The organism is Streptomyces sp. NPDC056231 (assembly GCF_048270745.1).
Lineage (GTDB): Bacteria > Actinomycetota > Actinomycetes > Streptomycetales > Streptomycetaceae > Streptomyces.
Window position 1 is genome coordinate 103,462 of sequence record NZ_JBLVKW010000006.1, and the last position, 19,573, is coordinate 123,034.

16 protein-coding genes and 1 pseudogene are annotated in these 19,573 nt (G+C 71.3%); 7 read left to right on the top strand and 10 right to left on the bottom strand.

Going from position 1 to position 19,573, the window contains the following annotated elements; translation table 11 throughout:
- Window positions 1-44 precede the first annotated feature (44 nt).
- Window positions 45-1,469 carry an ATP-binding protein gene (locus ACNPQM_RS07900; RefSeq protein ID WP_418083431.1) on the bottom strand — a complete coding sequence of 475 codons (1,425 nt, stop codon included), beginning with the start codon at window positions 1,467-1,469 and terminating at the stop codon, window positions 45-47.
- Window positions 1,470-1,676: 207 nt separating this feature from the next.
- Between ACNPQM_RS07900 and ACNPQM_RS07905 the strand changes: the two genes are divergently transcribed.
- On the top strand, window positions 1,677-2,417 hold the full coding sequence (locus ACNPQM_RS07905; RefSeq protein WP_358856967.1) for a PP2C family protein-serine/threonine phosphatase: 741 nt from the start codon (window positions 1,677-1,679) through the stop codon (window positions 2,415-2,417).
- A 140-nt stretch (window positions 2,418-2,557) separates the two neighbouring features.
- Here the strand turns inward: ACNPQM_RS07905 and ACNPQM_RS07910 are convergent, their stop codons facing one another.
- Together ACNPQM_RS07910 and ACNPQM_RS07915 are read right to left on the bottom strand one after the other, a co-directional pair.
- A complete protein-coding gene (locus tag ACNPQM_RS07910) occupies window positions 2,558-3,652 on the bottom strand; it encodes a CU044_5270 family protein (protein ID WP_418083432.1) in 1,095 nt (364 codons plus the stop codon).
- Entirely contained in the window at window positions 3,649-4,314 is a 666-nt protein-coding gene (locus ACNPQM_RS07915) for an RNA polymerase sigma factor (RefSeq protein WP_418083433.1), read from the bottom strand. The genes ACNPQM_RS07910 and ACNPQM_RS07915 overlap by 4 nt, the downstream gene beginning before the upstream one ends.
- 143 nt (window positions 4,315-4,457) lie before the next feature.
- Between ACNPQM_RS07915 and ACNPQM_RS07920 the strand changes: the two genes are divergently transcribed.
- Together ACNPQM_RS07920 and ACNPQM_RS07925 are read left to right on the top strand one after the other, a co-directional pair.
- Window positions 4,458-5,264 (top strand): hypothetical protein, encoded by an 807-nt coding sequence (locus ACNPQM_RS07920; protein ID WP_418083434.1) that lies wholly within the window; start codon window positions 4,458-4,460, stop codon window positions 5,262-5,264.
- Window positions 5,228-6,022 (top strand): hypothetical protein, encoded by a 795-nt coding sequence (locus ACNPQM_RS07925; protein ID WP_418083435.1) that lies wholly within the window; start codon window positions 5,228-5,230, stop codon window positions 6,020-6,022. The genes ACNPQM_RS07920 and ACNPQM_RS07925 overlap by 37 nt, the downstream gene beginning before the upstream one ends.
- 165 nt (window positions 6,023-6,187) lie before the next feature.
- Here ACNPQM_RS07925 and ACNPQM_RS07930 read toward each other — a convergent pair whose 3' ends face one another.
- The 3 genes from ACNPQM_RS07930 to ACNPQM_RS07940 all read right to left on the bottom strand — a co-directional run bounded on the left by ACNPQM_RS07930 (window position 6,188) and on the right by ACNPQM_RS07940 (window position 13,116).
- Window positions 6,188-10,792, bottom strand: coding sequence for an HAD-IC family P-type ATPase (locus ACNPQM_RS07930; protein WP_418083436.1), 4,605 nt, complete (start codon window positions 10,790-10,792; stop codon window positions 6,188-6,190).
- A gap of 70 nt (window positions 10,793-10,862) precedes the next feature.
- Entirely contained in the window at window positions 10,863-11,408 is a 546-nt protein-coding gene (locus tag ACNPQM_RS07935; protein WP_418083437.1) for a hypothetical protein, read from the bottom strand.
- A gap of 427 nt (window positions 11,409-11,835) precedes the next feature.
- The gene (locus tag ACNPQM_RS07940) at window positions 11,836-13,116 is read right to left on the bottom strand and encodes a glycosyltransferase family 4 protein (protein ID WP_418083438.1); all 1,281 of its coding nucleotides are present in this window, start codon (window positions 13,114-13,116) and stop codon (window positions 11,836-11,838) included.
- A 139-nt stretch (window positions 13,117-13,255) separates the two neighbouring features.
- Between ACNPQM_RS07940 and ACNPQM_RS07945 the strand changes: the two genes are divergently transcribed.
- Window positions 13,256-13,948 (top strand): response regulator transcription factor, encoded by a 693-nt coding sequence (locus ACNPQM_RS07945; RefSeq protein ID WP_418083439.1) that lies wholly within the window; start codon window positions 13,256-13,258, stop codon window positions 13,946-13,948.
- Complete coding sequence (locus ACNPQM_RS07950) at window positions 13,948-15,369, top strand: HAMP domain-containing sensor histidine kinase (RefSeq protein ID WP_418083440.1); 1,422 nt, start codon at window positions 13,948-13,950, stop codon at window positions 15,367-15,369. The genes ACNPQM_RS07945 and ACNPQM_RS07950 overlap by 1 nt, the downstream gene beginning before the upstream one ends.
- Window positions 15,370-15,550: 181 nt before the next feature.
- Here the strand turns inward: ACNPQM_RS07950 and ACNPQM_RS07955 are convergent, their stop codons facing one another.
- Together ACNPQM_RS07955 and ACNPQM_RS07960 are read right to left on the bottom strand one after the other, a co-directional pair.
- Window positions 15,551-15,982: an SRPBCC family protein gene (locus ACNPQM_RS07955; RefSeq protein WP_358856976.1), complete on the bottom strand. Its 432-nt coding sequence runs from the start codon at window positions 15,980-15,982 to the stop codon at window positions 15,551-15,553.
- A 165-nt stretch (window positions 15,983-16,147) separates the two neighbouring features.
- Window positions 16,148-16,444 (bottom strand): hypothetical protein, encoded by a 297-nt coding sequence (locus ACNPQM_RS07960; protein ID WP_418083441.1) that lies wholly within the window; start codon window positions 16,442-16,444, stop codon window positions 16,148-16,150.
- Window positions 16,445-16,965: 521 nt separating this feature from the next.
- Here ACNPQM_RS07960 and ACNPQM_RS07965 point away from each other — a divergent pair.
- Complete coding sequence (locus tag ACNPQM_RS07965; RefSeq protein ID WP_418083442.1) at window positions 16,966-17,748, top strand: polysaccharide deacetylase family protein; 783 nt, start codon at window positions 16,966-16,968, stop codon at window positions 17,746-17,748.
- 55 nt (window positions 17,749-17,803) lie between these two features.
- Here ACNPQM_RS07965 and ACNPQM_RS07970 read toward each other — a convergent pair.
- Window positions 17,804-18,238, bottom strand: a pseudogene (locus ACNPQM_RS07970) (alpha/beta fold hydrolase); the annotation flags it as partial.
- A 28-nt stretch (window positions 18,239-18,266) separates the two neighbouring features.
- Here ACNPQM_RS07970 and ACNPQM_RS07975 point away from each other — a divergent pair.
- Window positions 18,267-18,545, top strand: a complete 279-nt coding sequence (locus ACNPQM_RS07975; protein ID WP_418083443.1) for a hypothetical protein — start codon at window positions 18,267-18,269, stop codon at window positions 18,543-18,545.
- Between the two features lie 332 nt (window positions 18,546-18,877).
- Here ACNPQM_RS07975 and ACNPQM_RS07980 read toward each other — a convergent pair whose 3' ends face one another.
- Entirely contained in the window at window positions 18,878-19,396 is a 519-nt protein-coding gene (locus ACNPQM_RS07980; RefSeq protein ID WP_418083444.1) for a hypothetical protein, read from the bottom strand.
- Window positions 19,397-19,573: the final 177 nt, after the last annotated feature.

Sequence of the window (19,573 nt, forward strand, 5' to 3'; positions counted from 1 at the left end):
TTCGGGCACGGGCACGGGCACGGGCGCGTGTCGCACGCCGTCGTTCATCGGCGGGTGCGCCACGCGGCGAGCAGATCTTCGGGGCCGTAGACGGCCTGCAGCCCCGAACAGGCGACTCCGCAGCGCGAGACCGCGACGAGCGGGACAGGAGCATCGGTGACGGCTGCCCGGTGTCTGTGCAGTGCGGTGAGATCGTGCCCGTCGAACGGCGAGGTCTCCAGCCACTTGATCGAGCCGAGGAACAGCAGCCGTTTGGCGACGGGCTGCCCGTCGGCGCCCACCAGGTCGATCTCGATGTCGTTGCTGCGCGTCCAGTAGCCGCCGATGGCCGGTGCGGCGGGCAACTGACCGTCGGGCAGGGCGCGTGCGAGCGACTCGCGGATCAGCGGCTCGACCGCGCGCCCGCGCCAGGTGGTCCAACGGTCCCTGATACGGGCGAGCGTGAGGTCCCCGCGCAGGCGCTCGATCTCCGCCATGTGCGGTTCGAGGAAGGCCAGCCAGAACCGCATGTAGGGGTCCGCCACCCGATAGCGGCGTTCCTTGGACGGGCGCAGGGAGAGCGGGAGTTCGGTGGCCACCGCACGCTTGTCGATGAGCAGGTCCGTGGCCCGGCTGAGGGTGCTGTGCGCGATGCCTCCGGCGGCCCGCGCGATGTTGCTGAAGGTCCGCTCCCCTGTGCCGATCGCGCGGAGGACTTCCCGGCCCATCGCCTGGGGTGGGAATTCCGCGGCCAGTGAGCGTTCCGCGGAGACCAGGAGGGCGGAGGTCGGGTTCTCCAGCGAGGTGGTCAGGAACTCCCACATGGAGGCCCCCGGGCGCCACTCCCGGCAGAGCATCGGGAGCCCGCCGGTGATCAGCGTGGCGTCGAAGGCGGTGGCCGGGTCCAGGTCGAGCATCTCGGCGATGTCGGCCGGGTTGAGCGGACCCAGGACCATGTCGCGCCCCCGCTGGTGGAAGGGCCGGTCGTAGCTGCCGAGCGCCTCCATCATCGACAGATCGGAACCGATCAGGAGCAGCAGCACCGGCTTGCGACTGAGCAGGCGGTCCCAGGTTCGCTGCAACATGCCTTCGAAGGCGTCGACGCGGTCCATGAGGTACGGAACCTCGTCGATGACGATCACGCTCGGAGTGTCCTCGGGCACGATCTCCGCAAGCAGTCTGAAGGCCGCGTTCCACTGGCTCGGTGCTTCTTCGGCGTACAGGCCGCGCTCCGGCAGGGTGGAGGTCGCCACCGCATCGGCGAGCTCGGCGAGCTCGTCCGCGGCCGACCCGCCGGCCGCGGTGAAGAACAGATACGGCACCCCGGCACGCTGCAGGAACTCTTCGACCAGGCTGGACTTTCCGACCCGTCGCCGACCGCGCAGAAGCGTGCATTGCCCAGGCTTCGCGGACCCTGCGGCAGCCCGGACCTCGTCGAGCGTCCGCCCCAGAATGCTCAGCTCCCGGGCCCGGCCGATGAAGCGGTGCACGGCGGTCCCTCCTGACTGTCCCCAAAGATAGTAGCGCGGAAGATACTATCTCGTCCGCTAGTAACGTCTGACGTCGCGAAGGCGCGGTCCGGTGCGGTGGGGCACACGCGCGACAGGCTGCTCGGCGGGGCCGCGTCATCCGCGTGCGCACAGCGCCACAATGGAGATGCGGGACGCGCCTGCCGTTGCGGAGAGCGGGGCCCTTCGATGCCGTACATAGCCGTCACTGCATTGAGCCACACCGGGCTCATTCGCGACCACAACGAGGACAGCCTCGTCGTCGGACCGTGGACGCTGTGCGGCACCGTGACCGAGAATCCGCAGACGCTGCTGTTCCCGCTCGGCACGCCGCTCGTCGTCGCGGTCGCCGACGGGATCGGCGGGCAGCCCGCCGGCGAAGTGGCCAGTGCGCTGGTCGTCCGCCAACTCGCGTCGTTCGGCCCTTCGTTGGACAGCGAGGAAGCCGTTCGTGACGCGCTGAACGTCTGCAACGACGCGGTGTACGCAGCCGCCGACGGCAATCCGGAACTGGTCACCATGGGGACCACGGTCGCGGGCGCCGTCGTGCTGGCGGAGTCGCTGCTCGCTTTCAACGTCGGCGACAGCAGGGTGCTCGACGCGACTCGGGACGGACTCCGCCAGGTGAGCGTGGACGACAGCCCGCCGTTGCCCCCGGGCCGGCGCACCACGTCACTTGTCACACAGGCGCTCGGCGGCGCCCGCCGGTTCAGCGCCATCACGCCCCACGTCACGACGGCGCCGCTGTCCGCAGGTGATCGCTACCTGGTCTGCACCGACGGGCTGACCGACCAGGTGACGGAGGACGCGCTCGACAGTCTGCTGCGTGTGCACAACGACGGCAGGGCCGCTTTCGAGCTGTGGAAGGCCGCTATCGAGGCGGGAGGCCCCGACAACATCACGCTCGCGATGGTGCGCATCGGCGAGTAGGGGCGAGCGGGCCTGGATTGCCGGTGAGCAGGAACTGATCGGTTCCGCATCCGCGCACAGGCTTCCTGAACGGATGGGAGACGGTAGCTGCCGCCCCGGTGGAACCGCGGTCCGGGGCGGCCGTGTGGATGGCTGCCCCTCTACGTGGTCGTCGGCGCGGGAGTCTCGCCGGCGCGGTCGACCGCGGCCTTGGTGAGGACCGCGGAGGTGCCGACAACGGTCCCGGCCGGGCCGGCGTCGCCGGCTTCGGTGAGGACCGTGCGTTCACCGAGGAACGCGTACGTGGTCCGGTCGAAGATCCACTGCGTCTGCTGCCCGTGTGCCGTACGGGCGACGGCGATGCCCTTGCGTCCTGTGGCGTCGGTGGCCGCATCGACCACCGTGACTCCGGGGATCTTCGCGGCGGCCTTGTAGAGCGCGGCGCTGACCTGCGGGGGTGCCCAGGTCTCGGCCAGCAGTTCGCCGATCGCGGTGAATGCTCGCTGGTCCGGGTCCTGGCCCTGTCCGCGGGTCTCGGCCCGGATCAGTCTCAGCAGGGCGTCGGGGTCGGTGGGCAGCGACGCGACGTACTGATGGGTCGGGTCGCTGATCGACGCGGCCTCCTGGTGAGAGTTGCGCGGCTTGGGTGTTGCCCCTCGGCTGTCGAGGTCGTGGACCGGCGCGTCGCCGCCGAGCGAGGAGTCGGGCTCACCCTCCTCGCGCAGCAGGCCGGGGCGGCTGCCGTCGACTGACAGCCACACCTGCCGCGTGTGCGCGGGAGGCATGGTCACCTTGCCGCCCCCGGCGCTCTGCCCGGCGTAGGCGACCTGGCTCTCGATGTACACGAACTGGTCGGCGCCGACCGTCGGTTGCTTCTTTCCGGCGGCCGCGAGTGCGATGCGGTCGAGGAGGTGTGCCGCTTCGGACGTGCCGGGGGCGCGGCTGCCCGTGACGGCGGTGGTGCCGTGCCCCGGTGTGTCCGCGAGGTTGACCACCACGATGCCGCCGACCGCCAGGGCGCAGGCGACGGCGGGCACCATGACCCGGACCAGACGCCGACGCGGGCGCGAGGCCCGGGGGGTGAGGCCGCCGCGCGGTTCGGCGACGGCGGCCTTGCGCAGCAGGGTTTCCTTCAGCAGCAGTTCACGGTCGGGGCCCAGGCCGGGGACCGGCGGCGGGGGCAGCAGTTCGGTGAGGCCGGGGCGTTCGGTCTGCTCGGACCGGTGGTGCGTACGGCGCCGCGAGGTGAAGTTCATCGGTGGTTCTCCTGGGGCAGCAACGGGGCCACGGTGCGGCCCGGCAGTGGCTTGGCGGGGGTGGCGGGGGCTCTGTTTCCTGCCGCGGGTGGCCGTTCGGTTCCGGCCGGCGTGCCCTGCGCGTGTGTGGCGCGGGCTTCGGCGCCGGTGAGCTCGCGCAGTCGGGTACGGGCGCGGGACAGGCGCGACCGGACGGTGCCGACCGGCACTCCGAGTGCCTCGGCCGCTGCCGCGTAGTCCAGGCCGGCCCACACCACGAGGGTGAAGACCTCCCTGTCCCGGCGGCGCAGGCGGGCGAGAGCGGCGTGCGCGGCGCGCAGTTGCTCGCTGTCCGCGAGGTGCGTGACGAGATCGTCGGCGAAGTCCGGGATCGAGCCGCGTTCCGGGACGCGGGCGAGCGCGATCTCACGGCGTCGGCGTGCGCGTGCGTTGCGGCGCATGATGTTGGTGGCGATTCCCAGCAGCCACGGGCGCAGACTGTCCCCGTCGGGGCGCAGCTTCTCCCGGCTGCGCCATGCTTCCAGGAAGGTCGCCGAGACGACGTCTTCGGCCCCCGCCCAGTCACCCGTCACCCGCAGGGCATAGCGGTACAGCACTTGGGCGTGCTCGTCGTACAGCTCTCCCAAGGCGTCGCGGTCTCCGCGGCGGAAGCGATTCCTCATGAGTGATTCCACACTCTGCTCTGCCACGTCCGTTGCGCCGGTTCCGGTGACGTGCGCCACACGTGCCGTTTCGGGGACGCGTCCTCGCGCCCGGCGTGACCCAGCTCACGGGAACGCCGGCGCACGGAAGCGCAGTGCAGGTCATGAACACTTCTTCCCTACCTCGCCGGAGTGTCCTCCGCACTCTGGCTCTCGCCGTCGCCCTGGTCGGCAGCGCGACGCCCGCATGGGACACCACCGCCTTCGCCGCGGAGCCGACGACATACGCCCTCACGATTACTCACCTGGACCGCACCGGCCACAAGACGGGGAACTACGCCACCAACGTCACCGGAATCTCCGGCCCGGGCGCCGACGAGGCCGTCCATCCGTACGACGCTTCCGGTACGACCACCGTGCGCCTGCCCCGGGGCCGGTACCTCCTGGACAGCTCCCTGACCACAGGCAACGAAGCGGACGGGACGGACTGGGTCGTCCAACCGCGCCTCGACCTCGACCGCGACACCACCATCACCGTCGACGCACGGACCACCGTCCCCGTCGACGTACGGCCGCCGGACGGCTCCGCAGGCTTCCTGCACAGTGCGATGTTCGTCGAGGTCACGCACGACGGTGCCACCCGGGACGCCAACCTGATCAACTCCAGTTCGAACCTGCGCGTCGCGCACCTGGGCCCCGACAGCGAACCCGGATCGGTGAAGCAGTGGTTCGACGCGTACTGGTCGACCAAGACCGCCGGCTACGCGCTCGGCTATACCTTCACCGGCCCCCGCGCCCTGACAGGGCTCACCCGGCACCCCTCCCCGAAGGACCTGGCCACCGTGCAGATCCGCGGCGCGGCCCGGCCGGGCGCCCCGGGGACCGCGTCCGCGACCTGCAACAGAGTGCCGGACCGACCGTCGGCGTCGCCCAGATGCTGGCGACCCCCGGCACCGCCACCTACCTCGTGACACCTGAACGCGGCACCTGGGACATCTCCTACTCGACCCCCGGTACGCCCGGCGCGGCATCGAGCCGCTACAGCGCCGACGGCGTCGCCGTGCGGGCCGGGGGCACGACCACGCACACCTTCGACAACGCCGTCTTCGGCCCCGACCTCACCGGCCGGCCCGGCGTCGTTCGCGACGGCAACCGCGTCACCGTCGATGTCCCGCTGCTCGCCGACGGCGATGGCCACGTGCCGTGGTCACCGCAGTTCAGCACGGCCTCGACCACTCTTTACCGCGACGGCGTGCGCGTCGCCACCAAGGCAGGCGCCCCCGGACGGGCCGCGTTCAACGTGCCGTCGGGGCGAGCGGCATACCGGCTCACCAGTACGGTGAATCGCAAGGGTGCGCCCGGCGTCGCCACCCGCGTGACCACGGCGTGGACCTTCACCTCGGACAGGACGACGGGTCCGGTCCCGGTCCCGGTGAGCGCCGTGCGGTTCTCGCCCGAGCTCAGCCCGACCGGCACCGCGGCGGCGAACGCGGCACTCCGTGTGCCCGTCACCGTGATGGGCGCCGCCGCGGACGGACGTGTGTGCTCGCTGGCAGTCTCGGTGTCCGTGGACAACGGCGTCTCGTGGACCCGGGTTCCGGTCGAGAACGGCGCCGTCACGATCCACAACCCGAACGCGGACACCGGTGTCTCCTTGCGCGCGAAGCTGACCGACACCGACGGGAACACCCTCACCCAAACCGTCATCGACGCCTACCGGACCCGATGACCCCGTAACGGCCTTCCCCGCGACAGGGAGTGGGCTCCCGACCGCGGGGGAGGCCGGGGAGTGGAACCGAGCACCCCCGCGGCCGGTCGCTGTGGTCACCTGCCCCCGACGTCGCTGATCTGCCACTGCTGACTCCCGGCGCCGCGCTGAATCACCTTCAGGTCGTCAGTGGGCGAGCCGCACCAGGGGGCGCACGCGCGAGGTGAGCTCGGCCAGCAGCCGGTCGGCCTGCGGCAGTACGCGGGGGCCGAGGGCGGCGGCGCCGACGGCTACGGCCACGCCGGCCCACGCCAGTGGGCCCAGCGGCGTGCACCCGAAGAAGTGGCTGACGACGGGAGTCTGGACGAGGGCGATGAGCACGGCAGCGGAGCCGAGGACGGTGGCCAGGATCAGTGGGCTGTGGCGGCGTCCGACGACGGTCTGGGTGAGCTGGGCGCCGACCACACCGCACAGGGCCATCGTGCTGGTGCGTTGCGCCGAGCCCGGAGTGAGGGTGCCGATCAGCCATGCGATGGCGGCGCCGATTCCGGTGATCAGGCCACGATGGCGGATCTGGCGGGTCAGCGGCCCGCCGAGGACGGCGAGGCCCACGGGTACGTCGTCGGCTGCGGTGGGCTCGCCCTCGGGTTCCGGATCGTGAGGGGTGACCGCGACCGCCATCGCCGGGAACATGTCGGTGAGCAGGTTGACCAGCAGCAGCTGACGCGTCGTCAGCGGTGACGTACCGGACAGCAAGGTGCCCAGTACGGAGAAGCCGACCTCGCCGGCGTTCCCTCCGAGCAGAATGCTGATCGCGTCGGCCACGCTTCGCCACAGGGCACGGCCCTCGCCGATGGCGTCGATGAGAACCGACAGTTCGTCGTTGGTGATCACGAGGTCTGCGGCGTTGCGCGCGGCGGCCGATCCGCGCGCCGCGATGCCGATCCCGACATCGGCGGCCCGGATGGCGGCGGCGTCGTTGGCGCCGTCCCCGACCATGCCGACGACGCGTCCCGCCTCCCGGAGCGCCTCGACCACCTGCAGCTTCTGCTCGGGTGCGACGCGAGCCACGACGCCGCAGTCCCGGAGCAGGCGCGCCCGCCCCGCCCGGTCGAGTGCGGCCAGCGCGTCACCGGTGACGACCGTGACATCCGATGGCCAGCCAAGAGCGACCGCCACGGAACGGGCGGTCTGAGGGTGGTCGCCGGTGAGCATGACGGGTCGTACGCCGATCTCGCCGAGACCGGCCACGAGCGGAGCCGAACTGGCGCGAGGGGTGTCGGCAAGTGCCACGAAACCGATGAGTTCCAGCAGTTCGAGGGGCTTGTCCAGGGCCTCCGCCGCCTCTTCCACCGCGAGGCGGCGCCGGGCCACGGCCAGCAGCCGCAGGCCCTGGGCGGCAAGGGCATGTGCCGCGGCGACGGCTGCCGGATCCGCATCGGGGCAGCAGGGCAGCACGACTTCGGGCGCCCCCTTGACGACCAGCATGTCCTCGCCGTCGTCGTCCCTCCCGACGGCGGCCGCGTAGCCCCGGCTCGCCTCGAAGGGCTGGGCCCGCACGGTGGTCCACCCGGTCGCGGGCGGGGCGGCTGCCAGGACGGCCTCGTCGGTGGCGTGGGCGTGGGCACCCGGCTGCTCGGCGACGCGCGGGCAGGCTCGGGCGGCGATGCGAAGGATCGGTTCCGCTTCGGGGCCGGTCGTCGGTTGCTCGGCGCCGGCGGCAGTGACCAGGCGGACGACCCGCAACCGGTTCTCGGTGAGGGTCCCGGTCTTGTCGAAGCACATGGTGTCCACGCGTCCCAGGGCCTCCAGACTGCGCGGCGTGCGGACCAGGACACCCAGCCTGCTGAGCCGCCGCGCCGCGGCCATCTGCGCCACCGTCGCCACCAAGGGCATGCCTTCGGGGACGGCGGCCACCGCGACTGCCAGCCCGCCCTGGAGCGCGGTGCGCACCGGGCGGCCGCGCAGCAGGGACAGGCCGGCCACCGCGGCGCCGCCGGCGAGAGTGAGGGGCAGGACCCGGCGGGTCAGCCGGTGCAGTCGTGCCTGGACCCCTGCCGAGGTGGGGACCCGGGCGGCGAGGGACGCCGCGCGGCCGGCTTCGGTCTGGGCGCCGGTGCCCACCACCACGGCGCGGGCGTGGCCGGCCACCACCGTGGTGCCCTCGAACGCCATGCAACTGCGGTCGGCGACGGGCGCCTGTGGTACGGCGGCCACCTGTTTGCGGGTGGGCAGTGACTCGCCGGTCAACGAGGACTCGTCGACCTCGAAGCCGCTGACCTCCAGAAGCCGCACATCGGCCGGCACGACGTCGTTGGTGCGCAGCTCGATCACCTCGCCGGGCGCCAGTCGTTCGGCCTCGACGAGGGACGCCTCATCTGCTGACACGTCGGGGAGCCGCCGGGCTGTTCGCCGTTGCCCGGTGACGAGCTCGGACAGTGCCCGCTCCGCGCGCAGCCGCTGTACTCCGCCGACCAGGGCGTTCCCCGCGACGGCGCTGATGACGAGGAATGCGTCCACTGCGGATCCCAGCAGTGCCGATGCGCTGGCACCGACCAGCAGGATGGGGGTGAACGGGTCGTCGAGTTCGGCCCACACGGCGCCTGCCAGATGTGCGCCGACCCGCGCCGGCGCGAAGGCCGGATGAGTGGCTGCGGCGCTCATGACGTGTCCGGCCCGGGCCCGCACCACCGCCCATGCGGTGGGCGCGGCCCGCGGCGCCCTCGCCAGCCGGTCCATGACCTCCTCCGGACGCAGAGCGTGCCAAGGCACCCGCGGCCTGGGGTGCGGGGCGGTACGGGCGGCTACACCCAGCGCGGTGAACCAGCCCGACACCAGAGCCGCGGCGGTGGCGATGTTGACCGGGCTGATCCGCAGTTCGAGGGGGAAGGGGACCCGTTGTGTCCGGGCCCCACGGGTGAGCACCAGGAGCTCGGAGAGCGTGGCGCCCGCCTCGGCGAGAAACTTGGACCGCCGGCTGGCCGCCCGTGCAGCGGGCACGGCGGACAGCAACCGCCACGTGCCCTCCAGCCCGCGCAGCGGCAGAATGTCCGCGCCCCAGACGACAGCGCTGCGCTCGTCGGCGACGGCGACGGCGATGTCACTGCGGAGCAGTCCGTCGAGTACGTCGCGGGCGGGCGCGGTCAACGCCCGTTCCGCTGCAACCCGGTCGTCCGGCACGCGCGCCACCGTGAGGACCGTCCGCCCGCTGCTCTGCAGGCCGGCCACCACCTCGGCCAACGGGATCTCGGCAGGGGCGAGTTGGTCGGCCAGCGTCCCGAACTCGCCGAGCGAGTGGTCGTCCAGCACCACAACGTGCAGGCCGGCCCGGCGCGCCGCGTCCAACGCGGCCTCGGCCATCGGGTCGACTTCCCAGCCGACCAGGACGGTACCGACGTCTTCGCCGTCCACCGACGCGATCATCAGTCCCGTGTCCGACCGCCCCTTGTCCGACGTCAACTCGTCGGGCACCGGTCGCAGGCCGAGTCCCGGCTCCCCGGACGGCGTCGCTCCGTCCGCGTGCGCACTCAGGGCTGCGAGGGACTCCTGCCACAGCCGACGGTGGTCCCAGCCGGCCATGCTGGGATGGACCTCGAGCACGGTGCGCCGAGTGCCGCGCAGCGCTTCAGGGTGCAGGACCAGGGTGTCCACCAGCTCCAGCCGGTGCAGCCGCTCCGGGCTGCGGACCAGCACCTCCTCGCGCGCCAGGGCGCTGCCGAGCGCCGCGGTGAAGGCCGCCGGACCGTAGCGCGCAGCCTTGGGCGAACCGGCCAGTACGGTCTCGGCCGCCCCATCGAGGTTGCGGGTGAACAGGAGCGTGGTGAGGGCGCCGCCCAGCATCCCGTTGATCGCGGCGTCGGCATACTTTTCGCCAGGGCACGAACGCAGCGGCGGACGTGCGACGTCGTCTCCGGCCAGGGTCAGCCTGTCCGGAGCGCACAGCGTGTCGTGCAGGGCGTCGAATGTCGCGAGCTGTGCAACGGACTCCACCAACTGGGCGGTCCGCAATGCCGCGTCGAGCAGCAGCGGAGTCGGCGACTGCCCGACCCCGCAGACCGCCGCATGGGCCGCGGCGAGCACCAGGTCGGCCACGTCCGGGCTCAGCGCGCGGCTCAGCACCGTCCGTACCCGGGAGTCCTCGCGCATCACGACGACCGCGGCCACGGCGACCTCCGGCACGGGCTTCAGGAAGAGTGCCCGTGCCGCGAGGGAGGTGGCGATGCCCGCCGCGTCGCACGCCACGGCGACAGCATTGGCGCGCACGCCCCCGGGTGCACCCGGATGCGCGTGTTCCAGCGTCTGCTCTCCGACGGGCTCCAGCCCGTGTTCGGCGGCAAGTTCGGACGCCCAGTCCACCACTTGCTCGCTGATCGCACCCTCGGTGGTCTGCACGATCAGCCGCCCCAGGCCGCCGTCCCAGTAGGCGATCAGGACGTCAGGGTGCTCGGCCAGTTCGACGGCCACTTTCTCGGCGGCGGCCTCGAGTCGCTCCACGGTGGGTTCCTGCGAGTCCGGATGCTGCCGCAGTGCGAGGTGGATGCGGGAGCCGGAGCGCCAGTAACCGACTTGAGGCGTCACGGCGTTGCGGGCGACCCTGCCGACCCGCAGCGCCGTCGCCGCCACCGCCGCCGCGCCGCTCGCAGCGCCACGCGCACCGGCGCTCACCAGTTCGGCGACCGTCTGGGCCGTGCCGGTGGCCGGCGGGGCGATCCGGCGGGTGGCCTCGACGGGGGCGGCCAAGACGTTCTGGAGGGCCACGGCGGGCAGCCCGGTCAGCAAACGGAGCATCATGTCTCACCTTCGCGGGCTTGCCGCACGGGTCGGCGGTGGAACGGTCATGAGAGCGGGTGGAAGGCCGGCGTCAGGGCTTCTTCCGCCCACCTGCCTTGGCCTGTGAGGTGGTCGTGGCGGCACGCTTGGACGAGCCGGCCTTCGCCGTGCCCGAGGTGCTCGTCTTCTTGGGCGCGCGGGTCTTCGCCGTCCCCGGCGTGGCCTTGCCCGGACGGGTCTTCGACTTCCCGGTGGCGGTCGACGCCTTGGCCGACCCGGCGGCGCGCTTCGCGTGCAATGCTTCGGCGCGGGCCTCGGCTGTCCGGGCCGCCGCGACATCCTTGGGGCGTGGCTGCGTGAGCCACACCACGGCGGCGCCCGCCGCGACCACTGGCCACTCGACCACACCGGCCACGCCGAGCAGCCCGGCACCGGTGTACGCCGCGACACGCCGCGCCCGGGGCGAGACGATCCCGACGGAGTCCAGAACACCGTCGACGATCCCCTTGGCCCTCTCGGCGCCAGGGACCTTCTCCATTGCCGTCGTCATCGTCTGCATGGGGTGCGTCAGCGCCTCCTGGACGGGATGCTGCACCTCCGTGTCCCCTGAGCCAGCCGCCTGGGAACTGTCAGTCATGGTCGCTCTCCCTCCGTAGCGAAGGTGAGGCATGCGGCATCGAGGCCGTGACGATTCTCACCTTTTCGACAACTTTGCCAGATCAGGCAATTTCGGCAAGCCTGGACATATCAACATGCCGCCGTATGCCGTACCCGGCGGTGAGGACCGCTGCCCCGAGTCCGCGAGGATCAGCGTCCCGGTCCCGGCAGAGGCGGCTGCGTATCGCCGACCGGCACCTCGCGCGTGTCCCGGCCGTGAGGAGATGGCGGCAAGAGCGCCGGCCCCGGCCCGAGCGTCGATCCCGGACACCCGCCCCTCACCACCCGACCGCGCCCCACCCGGCCCGGCGCCCGCCGGCACCCGGCCGGGCCGGTCCGCTGACCGGCGCCGCGAGCGCCACGCCCCTTCGTATCGCCCGGCGCGCGCAGCGGCCGGAACAGTGGGGTCAGTGTGCGGTGCGGGCGAACCCGAGTCCACGCAGGCGCCCGACCGTCCGGCGCGCGGCCTTCAGCAGTCCGACCCGGCGCAGCGCGTCCGCCGTGCCGGCGCGGAGGACGGCGCGCTGCCGGGCGCGGGCGCGGTCGCCGCGTGTAGCGTCCAGTTCTGCGAAGAGCAGCTCATACCGGCCGGCGATGTGCTCCGGGTCGAAGCGGGCGGCGTTCTCCAGCGCGGTCGCGGCCATCCGCCGTCGGCCGGACTCGTCCTCGATGAGCCGCAGAAGCGCCTCCGCCAGTGCCGCGGCGTTCCGCACCGGGACAAGCAGGCCGTCGGCTCCGTGGCGGATGATCTCGGCCGGGCCGAGTGGGCAGTCCGTGCTGACCACGGGCACCCCGCAGCGCATGGCCTCGACGATCGTCATGCCGAAGGACTCGGCGTCCGAGGTCACCGCCACGATCGACGCCTGCGCGAACTCCGGGTCGATCGGCGAGCGCACGCCCATCAGTTCGACGGTGTCCTGCAGTCCGGCATCGGCGATGAGCCGGGTGAGGCGTCCGCGTTCGGGGCCGTCGCCGTAGAGGCGCAGCCGCCAGTCGGGGTGCTTGGCGGCGACGGTGGCGTACGCCTCGATGAGCAGGTCGTAACGCTTGCCGCGGGCCAGTCGGCCGGCCGCGGCGACGACCTTGGCCGTGCCGTCCGAGGGCGGTCCGGCGGGCTGGGGGACGCTGTTGGGCACCGACAGGACACGGACCCCCGGCAGTGGCATCCGCTTGCGGTAGACGGCCGCGTCGGCGTCGGTCATGGTGACGAGCGCATCCAGGCGCCGGTAGTAGGGGGCGAGCTGGGCGCGCAGTCGCTTGCTGTGGACGTCGTGGCTGAGGTGTTCCTGGGCGATGCGCAGCGCGCGGCGGGGGCCGAACTCGGCGAGGTAGACGTTCACGCCGGGCCGGGTACCGATCAGGACGGAGGCGTCGCTGTAGCGCAGGTACTCCTCGGCGCGGGCGTCGACGAGGGCGCTGTACTGGTGGTGGCGGTTCTCCGCGGAGGGGAAGACCCGGGAGGGCCGGTCGTACAGCGGATCGTCGAGGTCCGGGCTGCCCGGCCGTACGTCGACCAGCGGGATCAGCCGGACGCGCGGGTCGATGGCGAACCGGGGCTGCTCGCGGTGCCGTCGCATGGAGACAATCTCCACGTCGTGGTGGTCGGCGAGCGCGGCTGCGAGGTTGAGCGTGGTGCGGATGGTCCCGCCGATCCCGTAGACGTCGTGCAACAGGAACGCGATCTTCATACGTGGTCTCCAGGCATGGCCGCCAGCCTGGGGCAGCGAGGTAAGCCGACGGCGTGACGAAGGTGAGACGACGGTAAGAGTGCCGGTCACGGCCTCGGGAGGCTCGGCGGGGCCGTGCGGCGCCGTGCACACTGGCGGGGTGAGGAACACTGTGCTGCTGGCCGAGGACGACCGTGCGATCCGTAAGTCGCTCGAACGCGCCCTCACCCTGGAGGGCTACCGGGTCAGGGCTGTGCCCGACGGTGTCGAGGCGCTGGCGGCCATCCATCAGGACCGGCCCGACGTGGTCGTGCTCGACGTGATGATGCCCGGCATCGACGGCCTGGCCGTATGCCGGGTGCTGCGCGCCGAGGGCGACCGTACGCCGGTGCTGATGCTGACCGCGCGGGTGGAGATCGCCGACCGGATCGCCGGGCTCGACGCGGGCGCGGACGACTACGTGGCCAAGCCCTTCGAGGTCGGGGAGGTCTTCGCCCGGTTGCGCGCGCTGCTGCGCAGGACCGTCCCCGACCCGGCCGGTCCGGCCGAGGACGAGCTGGTGGAGGCCGCCGACCTGCGCCTGGACCCCGCGGCGCGGCGCGCCTGGCGGGGTGAGCGGGAACTGGACCTGACCCGCACCGAGTTCGACCTGCTGGCGCTGCTGGCCCGGAACGCGGGGATCGTGCTGGACCACAGCACCATCTACCACCGCATCTGGGGCTACGACTTCGAGTCCGGCTCGAAGAACCTCGCCGTCTATATCGGCTATCTCCGGCGCAAGGTCGATCTCCCCGGCAAGCCGCAGCTGATCCACACGGTGCGCGGCGTCGGCTATACCGTCAGGGAGTCGTGATGCTGCCCCGGCGCAGGCGGACCGGCCGCATCCTCCGGCCCGCACCGTACGCCAGCCTGCGCACCGCGCTCGCCGTGTCCTTCGCGGTGATGGCCGTGACCGTCACCATCCTGGCCGGGTTCCTCAGCTATGACGCGGCGGCCCGGCTGGTGAGACTCGACGAGCAGAGGGTCTTCACGGGCGTCGTGGACGATCTGCACCGCCAGGTCACGCAGCACCCGCTGACCGCGAAGGAATTCGCCAGAAAGGACTCGGACCATGACGGACTGCGCGACGACCTGATCCGCAGCAGCCGTACCGACGTCCAGGTGCTGGGTCCTGAGGGAAGCGTCACGGACCGGGGCAGCCCCGCCCTGCCGGTGTCCGCCGCCGACCGGACCACCGCCGCCCATGACACGGCGGGTCACACCCGGCTGTACGAGACCAGGATCGGCGACGATCACTACCGCGTGGCGACCGTGGCCCTGGGCGGCGGCCGTGGCGCGGTCCAGGTCGGCCGGCGACTCAGCGACACCGAGGACCTGTTGCGCAGTCTGCAGCGGCGCACCATCGCACTCATGGCAGTGATCGTGCTCGGCGCGGGCTCGGCCGGCTGGTGGCTGGCTCGCTGGATCACCGGACGACTGGTACGGCTGACCGGCATCGCGGAGGACGTGGCACGGACCGGACGGCTCGATGTGGAGGTACCGGTCACCGGCGGGGACGAAGTCGGACGTCTGGGCCGTGCGTTCGACGACATGCTCGGCCGCCTCGCACAATCCGAGGAGGACCAGCGCCGGCTCGTCCAGGACGCCGGACACGAACTGCGCACGCCGCTCACCTCACTGCGTACCAACGTCTCGCTGCTGCGTCGGCTCGGCGAACTGCCGCCGCACGCCAGGGCGGAACTCATTGAGGACATGGCGGACGAGACCCGCGAGCTCACCGACCTCGTCAACGAATTGGTCGAACTGGCCGCCGGGCACCGCGACGGCGAGGATCCGGTGGACCTCCTGCTCGGCGACGTGGCGCAGCGGGCGGCCGCGCTCGTCGGCCGCCGCACGGGCCGTGAGATCGTCGTACGTGCCGACAGCGGCGTCGTACGGGGCCGGCCCGCCGCCCTGCAACGCGCGGTGTCCAACCTCCTGGAGAACGCCGCCAAGTTCGATCCCGGGGGCGACGCCCCGATCGAGGCCGTGATCAGCGGCCCGCGCGTGGAGGTGCGCGACCGCGGCCCCGGCATCCCCGTGCCGGATCTGCCCCGGATCTTCGACCGCTTCTACCGGGCCCCGACCGCACGCAGCCTCCCCGGCTCCGGGCTCGGCCTGGCCATCGTGCGGGAGGTCGCCCACGCCCACGGCGGCGAGGTCTTCGCTCACAACCGGTCCGGCGGCGGCGCCGTCATCGGTTTCACGGTCCGCCACCCCGATTCCGGAGACTGATCCGGCGCACGGTCCCTACAGGGAGAGCGGGAGTGGGCCGACCGGGCCGGACGCCGTCGGGGCGACCCGTGTGCGGGTGCACGGGGCACCGTTGTCGACTGCTGTTTGCCGCGCTGAAGGGCACAGACAGTGTCCGACGGCGGCCGTGGACCGCACTGCCGTCGTGCTCGGCGGGGGCGCCTCACCGCTTCTGTTCCACCAACTCCTTGAAGTGCTCGAGGTCGTCCCGTACAAGCCGTTCGATCGCGGTCGCCTGGGCGAATCCCTTCGGGCCGCCGAACGCCTCCTTGACGGTGCCCGGGTCGTACTCGATCCGGGCCTGGACCCGGGTGTGCTCCTGGTCGATGGGCAGCAGTGAGAAGGTTCCCGACAGGTCGGGACCGCTCGTGGTCTGCCATTCCATCCGGTGTTCCTTGCCGCGGTCGGTGATCTCGGCTTCGAACTTCTGAGCTCGGCCGCCCGCGTTGACGTCCAGCTGTGCCCGGTGCCCGTCCTCCGAACGAGCTTTGCGTACTCCGTCGACGAATCGCGGATAGGTCTCCACCTGGTGAAGGCGTTCCCAGGCCAGAGCGATCGGAACATCAACGTCGATCTGTTCTTCGAGAGTGCTCATCGGCCACCTCGCAATTAGGTTTACGGTTCACGGTTTACGGGGCCGTATTTTCATTGTCGCCTCCAGAGGGTCGATGGAGGCCGACGTCGGTGTCCGTGGGCCGGGCGAGGCCGGCGCCGTCCGTCCTCGGCGTTCCTGGGCACGGGCACAAGGACCGCAGCGGCTTCAGGCGTGCCCGAGTCCGAGTTCGCGGCCGCGGTAGAAGTTTTCCCGCTCCTCGACGATGTACGGGGCCATGGCCTCACGCCGCTGCGTCTCCGCCGCGGATGCCCGCCAGGAGTCGCAGGCTTCCTTGGTGTCCCAGAACGACACCCCGGTGATCTCCTGCCCGTCCTCGGACCAGTACGCGTAGGCGCGGCGCAGCGCCTGCGGGTACGTGTCCGGGCGCCAGGCCCTCTCGAACTCCTCCAGCGCTCCCGGCTTGATGCGGCGTGTCGTCACCCAGACAAAGTGCTCCACCATCGCGGCCTCCTCTGGAACGCCGGTTCGACTTGATGGCGCCTTCTTGATCCATCGTAGGTTTGTGGCACCGCTTCCGCCTCTGCTGCGGGGCAGTGCGGTAACGAAATCCTTCGCACCGGTGCGCGCTCGCGGCGACTGCTCGGATGGCGTCGGAGTCGGTCGAGGTGGTACGCAGCACAGCCCGTCGCCGACAAGCCCGGTCGCGGGTGAAAGGCGACCCAGACCACCCCTGCCGCCACGTAGCGCAGCGCCTCTGCCCTGATGTGCTCCTCATCACCGACGACCACCAACTCGGTTGTGTCGGAGGTGCCTTCCAGCGCGATGCCGCGTCGGTACGACGAAAGCCCAGGCTGCAGTCCTGCTCGACAGTCATCGCCCCCACATCTGTCGCGGGGCTCCTGCGTTTGTCGCCGGCGCCCTGCGGATTCGTCTGCGATCGGTAACAGAGGGATCTTGTGCGGGCATTCGTATGTCTTCATGGGGGAACGGCATCGGCGGAGACAGCAAAGGGGCGGGTGGGTATGGCAAGGCACAAGGGAAGGGGATGGCACGGCCGGCTTCTCGCGGCGGCGCTCGGGGTGACAGCGGCGGCCGCTGCCACCTCGGTGTGGACCGCGCAGGCCGACACTGCCGGAGGGCGGCAGCCGCAAGCGCGTGTCTCAGCGCCGGACGCCCGGCCTCAGGACCGGACCATGACCAAGGTGGCGGCGGACATTGCGCACGCCTCGGACCGCGGCGCCCGGGGCGTCAACATCACCATCGACGACGGACCGGACCCGGTCTGGACGCCGCAGGTGCTGCACCTGCTGAAGGACAACGGTGTGAAGGCTACGTTCTGCATGGTGGGTACGCAGGCCCAGGCACACCCGGACCTGGTCAAAGAGGTCGTGGCGGCCGGGCACCGGCTGTGCGACCACGCGGTCTCGCACGACACCGCCATGGACAGCAAGTCCGAGGCATACCAGTCCCAGCAGATCCTGGATGCCGAACACATGATCACCAAGGCGTCCGGAGGCGTCCGGCCGCAGTATTACCGGGCCCCGGGCGGTGCTTTCACCCCGTACAGCCGACAGCTCGCCGCGTCCCGGGGGATGCGACCGTTGGGCTGGAACGTCGACTCCAAAGACTTCGAGCGTCCCGGTGTGGACACCATGGTTGCCACCGTCAAGAGCGAGATCTCCAACGGGCCGACCGTCCTCTTCCACGACGCGGGAGGAGATCGCTCCCAGACCTTGGCCGCTCTGCGCGAGCTCCTGCCCTGGCTGAAGCAGCAGGGGTACTCCTTCGGCTTCCCCGTGAGGTGAGTGAGGCGCGCCCGCACTGACATCAAGACCCGCCCCCGGCACCGGCAGACAGGCACGACGCGACGATTTCGGCGCGGGCGCCGGGGATGACACGCGGTACGCGCTCCAGCTGCCGCCTCGGGTGCACGAGCAGGCTGCGCTTGCCCATGATGGGGTAGAACGGCGTCCGGATGGAGCCCAGCTCTTCGTCCGACAGAGGCAGCGGGGCGGGGCGGCGTATCCGGAAGGCGCGGACGCTTGCCTGGATCATCGCGCGCAGTTCGGGAACGACGAGTACCGGCTGTTCCATCCAGGAGGCGAGGCGCGGGCGCAGTGCCTTGGGGGCGAAGGTCGCGAACAGGCTGGCGAAGATCCACACGAAGAAGCGCAGGCCCACCTTCTCCAGGCCGCCGGGGTCGAGGGCGGTGACGGAGGCGACCCGGCCGGGGCGGAGGTGTACCTGGTTGATGACCAGCCAGCCTCCGTAGGAGGAGCCGACCAGGTGGCACCTCCTCTACAGCTCCTACTCGATCCTGTCCGTGACCGACGAGGCGCTGGCCGCTCAGCCCTTCATCGACAACCCTGACGCCGCGGAGAACGCCCTGACCGGGCTGCTCGAACAGGCCCAGGCGTCAGGCCTGGCCGATCCCGGTATCGCCGCGCGCACGGAGGCGGTCAGCCTGCTCGCCATGACGGCGACCATGGGCACCAGCATCCTCGTGGGCCAGCGGAGTCCGGAGTCGGCCATCGCAGTACTTCGTCACCACCTGGACCGGATCTTCTCGACCGCCGAGGCGTCGGTGAGCAGGGCGGGCTAAATCTGACGCACTGCCAGAGCGTGTGTATCGCGCGATTGGCGCGCGGGCCCCGAGAGACCTGGGCACGAAGAAGGCCCTGGTCTGAGACCAGGGCCTTCTTCCAGGAGCGGGTGGCGAGAATCGAACTCGCGCTCTGAGCTTGGGAATCACGGGCTGCTTGGCTGGAGACAGCCGCCGACCAGAGGAAATGCTTTCTGGCGTCTGGTGGCTGAGCTTGCCGGGCGCCCGTTGTTGACCGCTGTCCTCCGCTCTCTGGTGCGCATCTGGTGCGCGTGGGGCCTGGGTGCGTCGCCGTGGTTCAGTCGCGGTGCGGCCGGGCGCCCGGTGCGGGGTCAGGCGAGAGCGAGTGTGGTGAGGGCGAGGGCGGCGGCGCCGAAGACGATGACGTGGCGGGCGTTCTGCAGGACCCAGACCCAGCGAGGGAAGCCGGACTCGGCGGCCTTCAGCAGGGCGGCCACGTCGATGCGGGTCAGCTCCGGGTCGCCCTTGCGGGCGAAGGCGGCCTGGACCGAGGTGGTGGCCGTCAGGTTGCTGTGGAGGATCACGCAGTTGATGGCCACGACCAGGCCCAGGACGATCCAACTGAACAACTCGGCCATGGAGTTGCCGATGAGGTTCAGTGCCGCAGTGGCGGCCAGGACGGTGGCGATGGACACCGGGGCCCAGGTTTCGTGGCCGCCGGCGTCGAAGCGCATCCCGTTCTCCTCCAGCACGGTGGTTCGCACGCCCTGGCGGCTTAGCTCGGCCTGTGCGGCGGCGGTGGCGGTTGCCCCGAAACGGGCCCGGACGACCGGGATGCTGACGAAGGCACCGGCGACGGACAGCTGCATGGCGGCGACGAAAACGTTCACGACTGGTTCCCCTCGGGATGGCGCGCCGGCCTCGGCGCTCATGTCTTGAACTAAGTGCAAGTACAAGTTAGCCGGGGCTTGAACTTTGTGCAAGAAAGTATTTGAACTTTGTGCAAGAGCCTGGGGTCGCTCGCGCGGCAGCCCGCAACAGGTCTAGGCAACAAACAAGGCCCTGGT

Bases quoted from the DNA above. Each gene is read 5' to 3' on its own strand.
- ACNPQM_RS07905 (WP_358856967.1), top strand. From the start codon at position 1,677: ATGCCGTACATAGCCGTCACTGCATTGAGCCACACCGGGCTCATTCGC.
- ACNPQM_RS07910 (WP_418083432.1), bottom strand. From the start codon at position 3,652: ATGAACTTCACCTCGCGGCGCCGTACGCACCACCGGTCCGAGCAGACC.
- ACNPQM_RS07915 (WP_418083433.1), bottom strand. From the start codon at position 4,314: ATGAGGAATCGCTTCCGCCGCGGAGACCGCGACGCCTTGGGAGAGCTG.
- ACNPQM_RS07920 (WP_418083434.1), top strand. From the start codon at position 4,458: ATGAACACTTCTTCCCTACCTCGCCGGAGTGTCCTCCGCACTCTGGCT.
- ACNPQM_RS07925 (WP_418083435.1), top strand. From the start codon at position 5,228: ATGCTGGCGACCCCCGGCACCGCCACCTACCTCGTGACACCTGAACGC.
- ACNPQM_RS07930 (WP_418083436.1), bottom strand. From the start codon at position 10,792: ATGATGCTCCGTTTGCTGACCGGGCTGCCCGCCGTGGCCCTCCAGAAC.
- ACNPQM_RS07935 (WP_418083437.1), bottom strand. From the start codon at position 11,408: ATGACTGACAGTTCCCAGGCGGCTGGCTCAGGGGACACGGAGGTGCAG.
- ACNPQM_RS07940 (WP_418083438.1), bottom strand. From the start codon at position 13,116: ATGAAGATCGCGTTCCTGTTGCACGACGTCTACGGGATCGGCGGGACC.
- ACNPQM_RS07950 (WP_418083440.1), top strand. From the start codon at position 13,948: ATGCTGCCCCGGCGCAGGCGGACCGGCCGCATCCTCCGGCCCGCACCG.
- ACNPQM_RS07955 (WP_358856976.1), bottom strand. From the start codon at position 15,982: ATGAGCACTCTCGAAGAACAGATCGACGTTGATGTTCCGATCGCTCTG.
- ACNPQM_RS07960 (WP_418083441.1), bottom strand. From the start codon at position 16,444: ATGGTGGAGCACTTTGTCTGGGTGACGACACGCCGCATCAAGCCGGGA.
- ACNPQM_RS07965 (WP_418083442.1), top strand. From the start codon at position 16,966: ATGGCAAGGCACAAGGGAAGGGGATGGCACGGCCGGCTTCTCGCGGCG.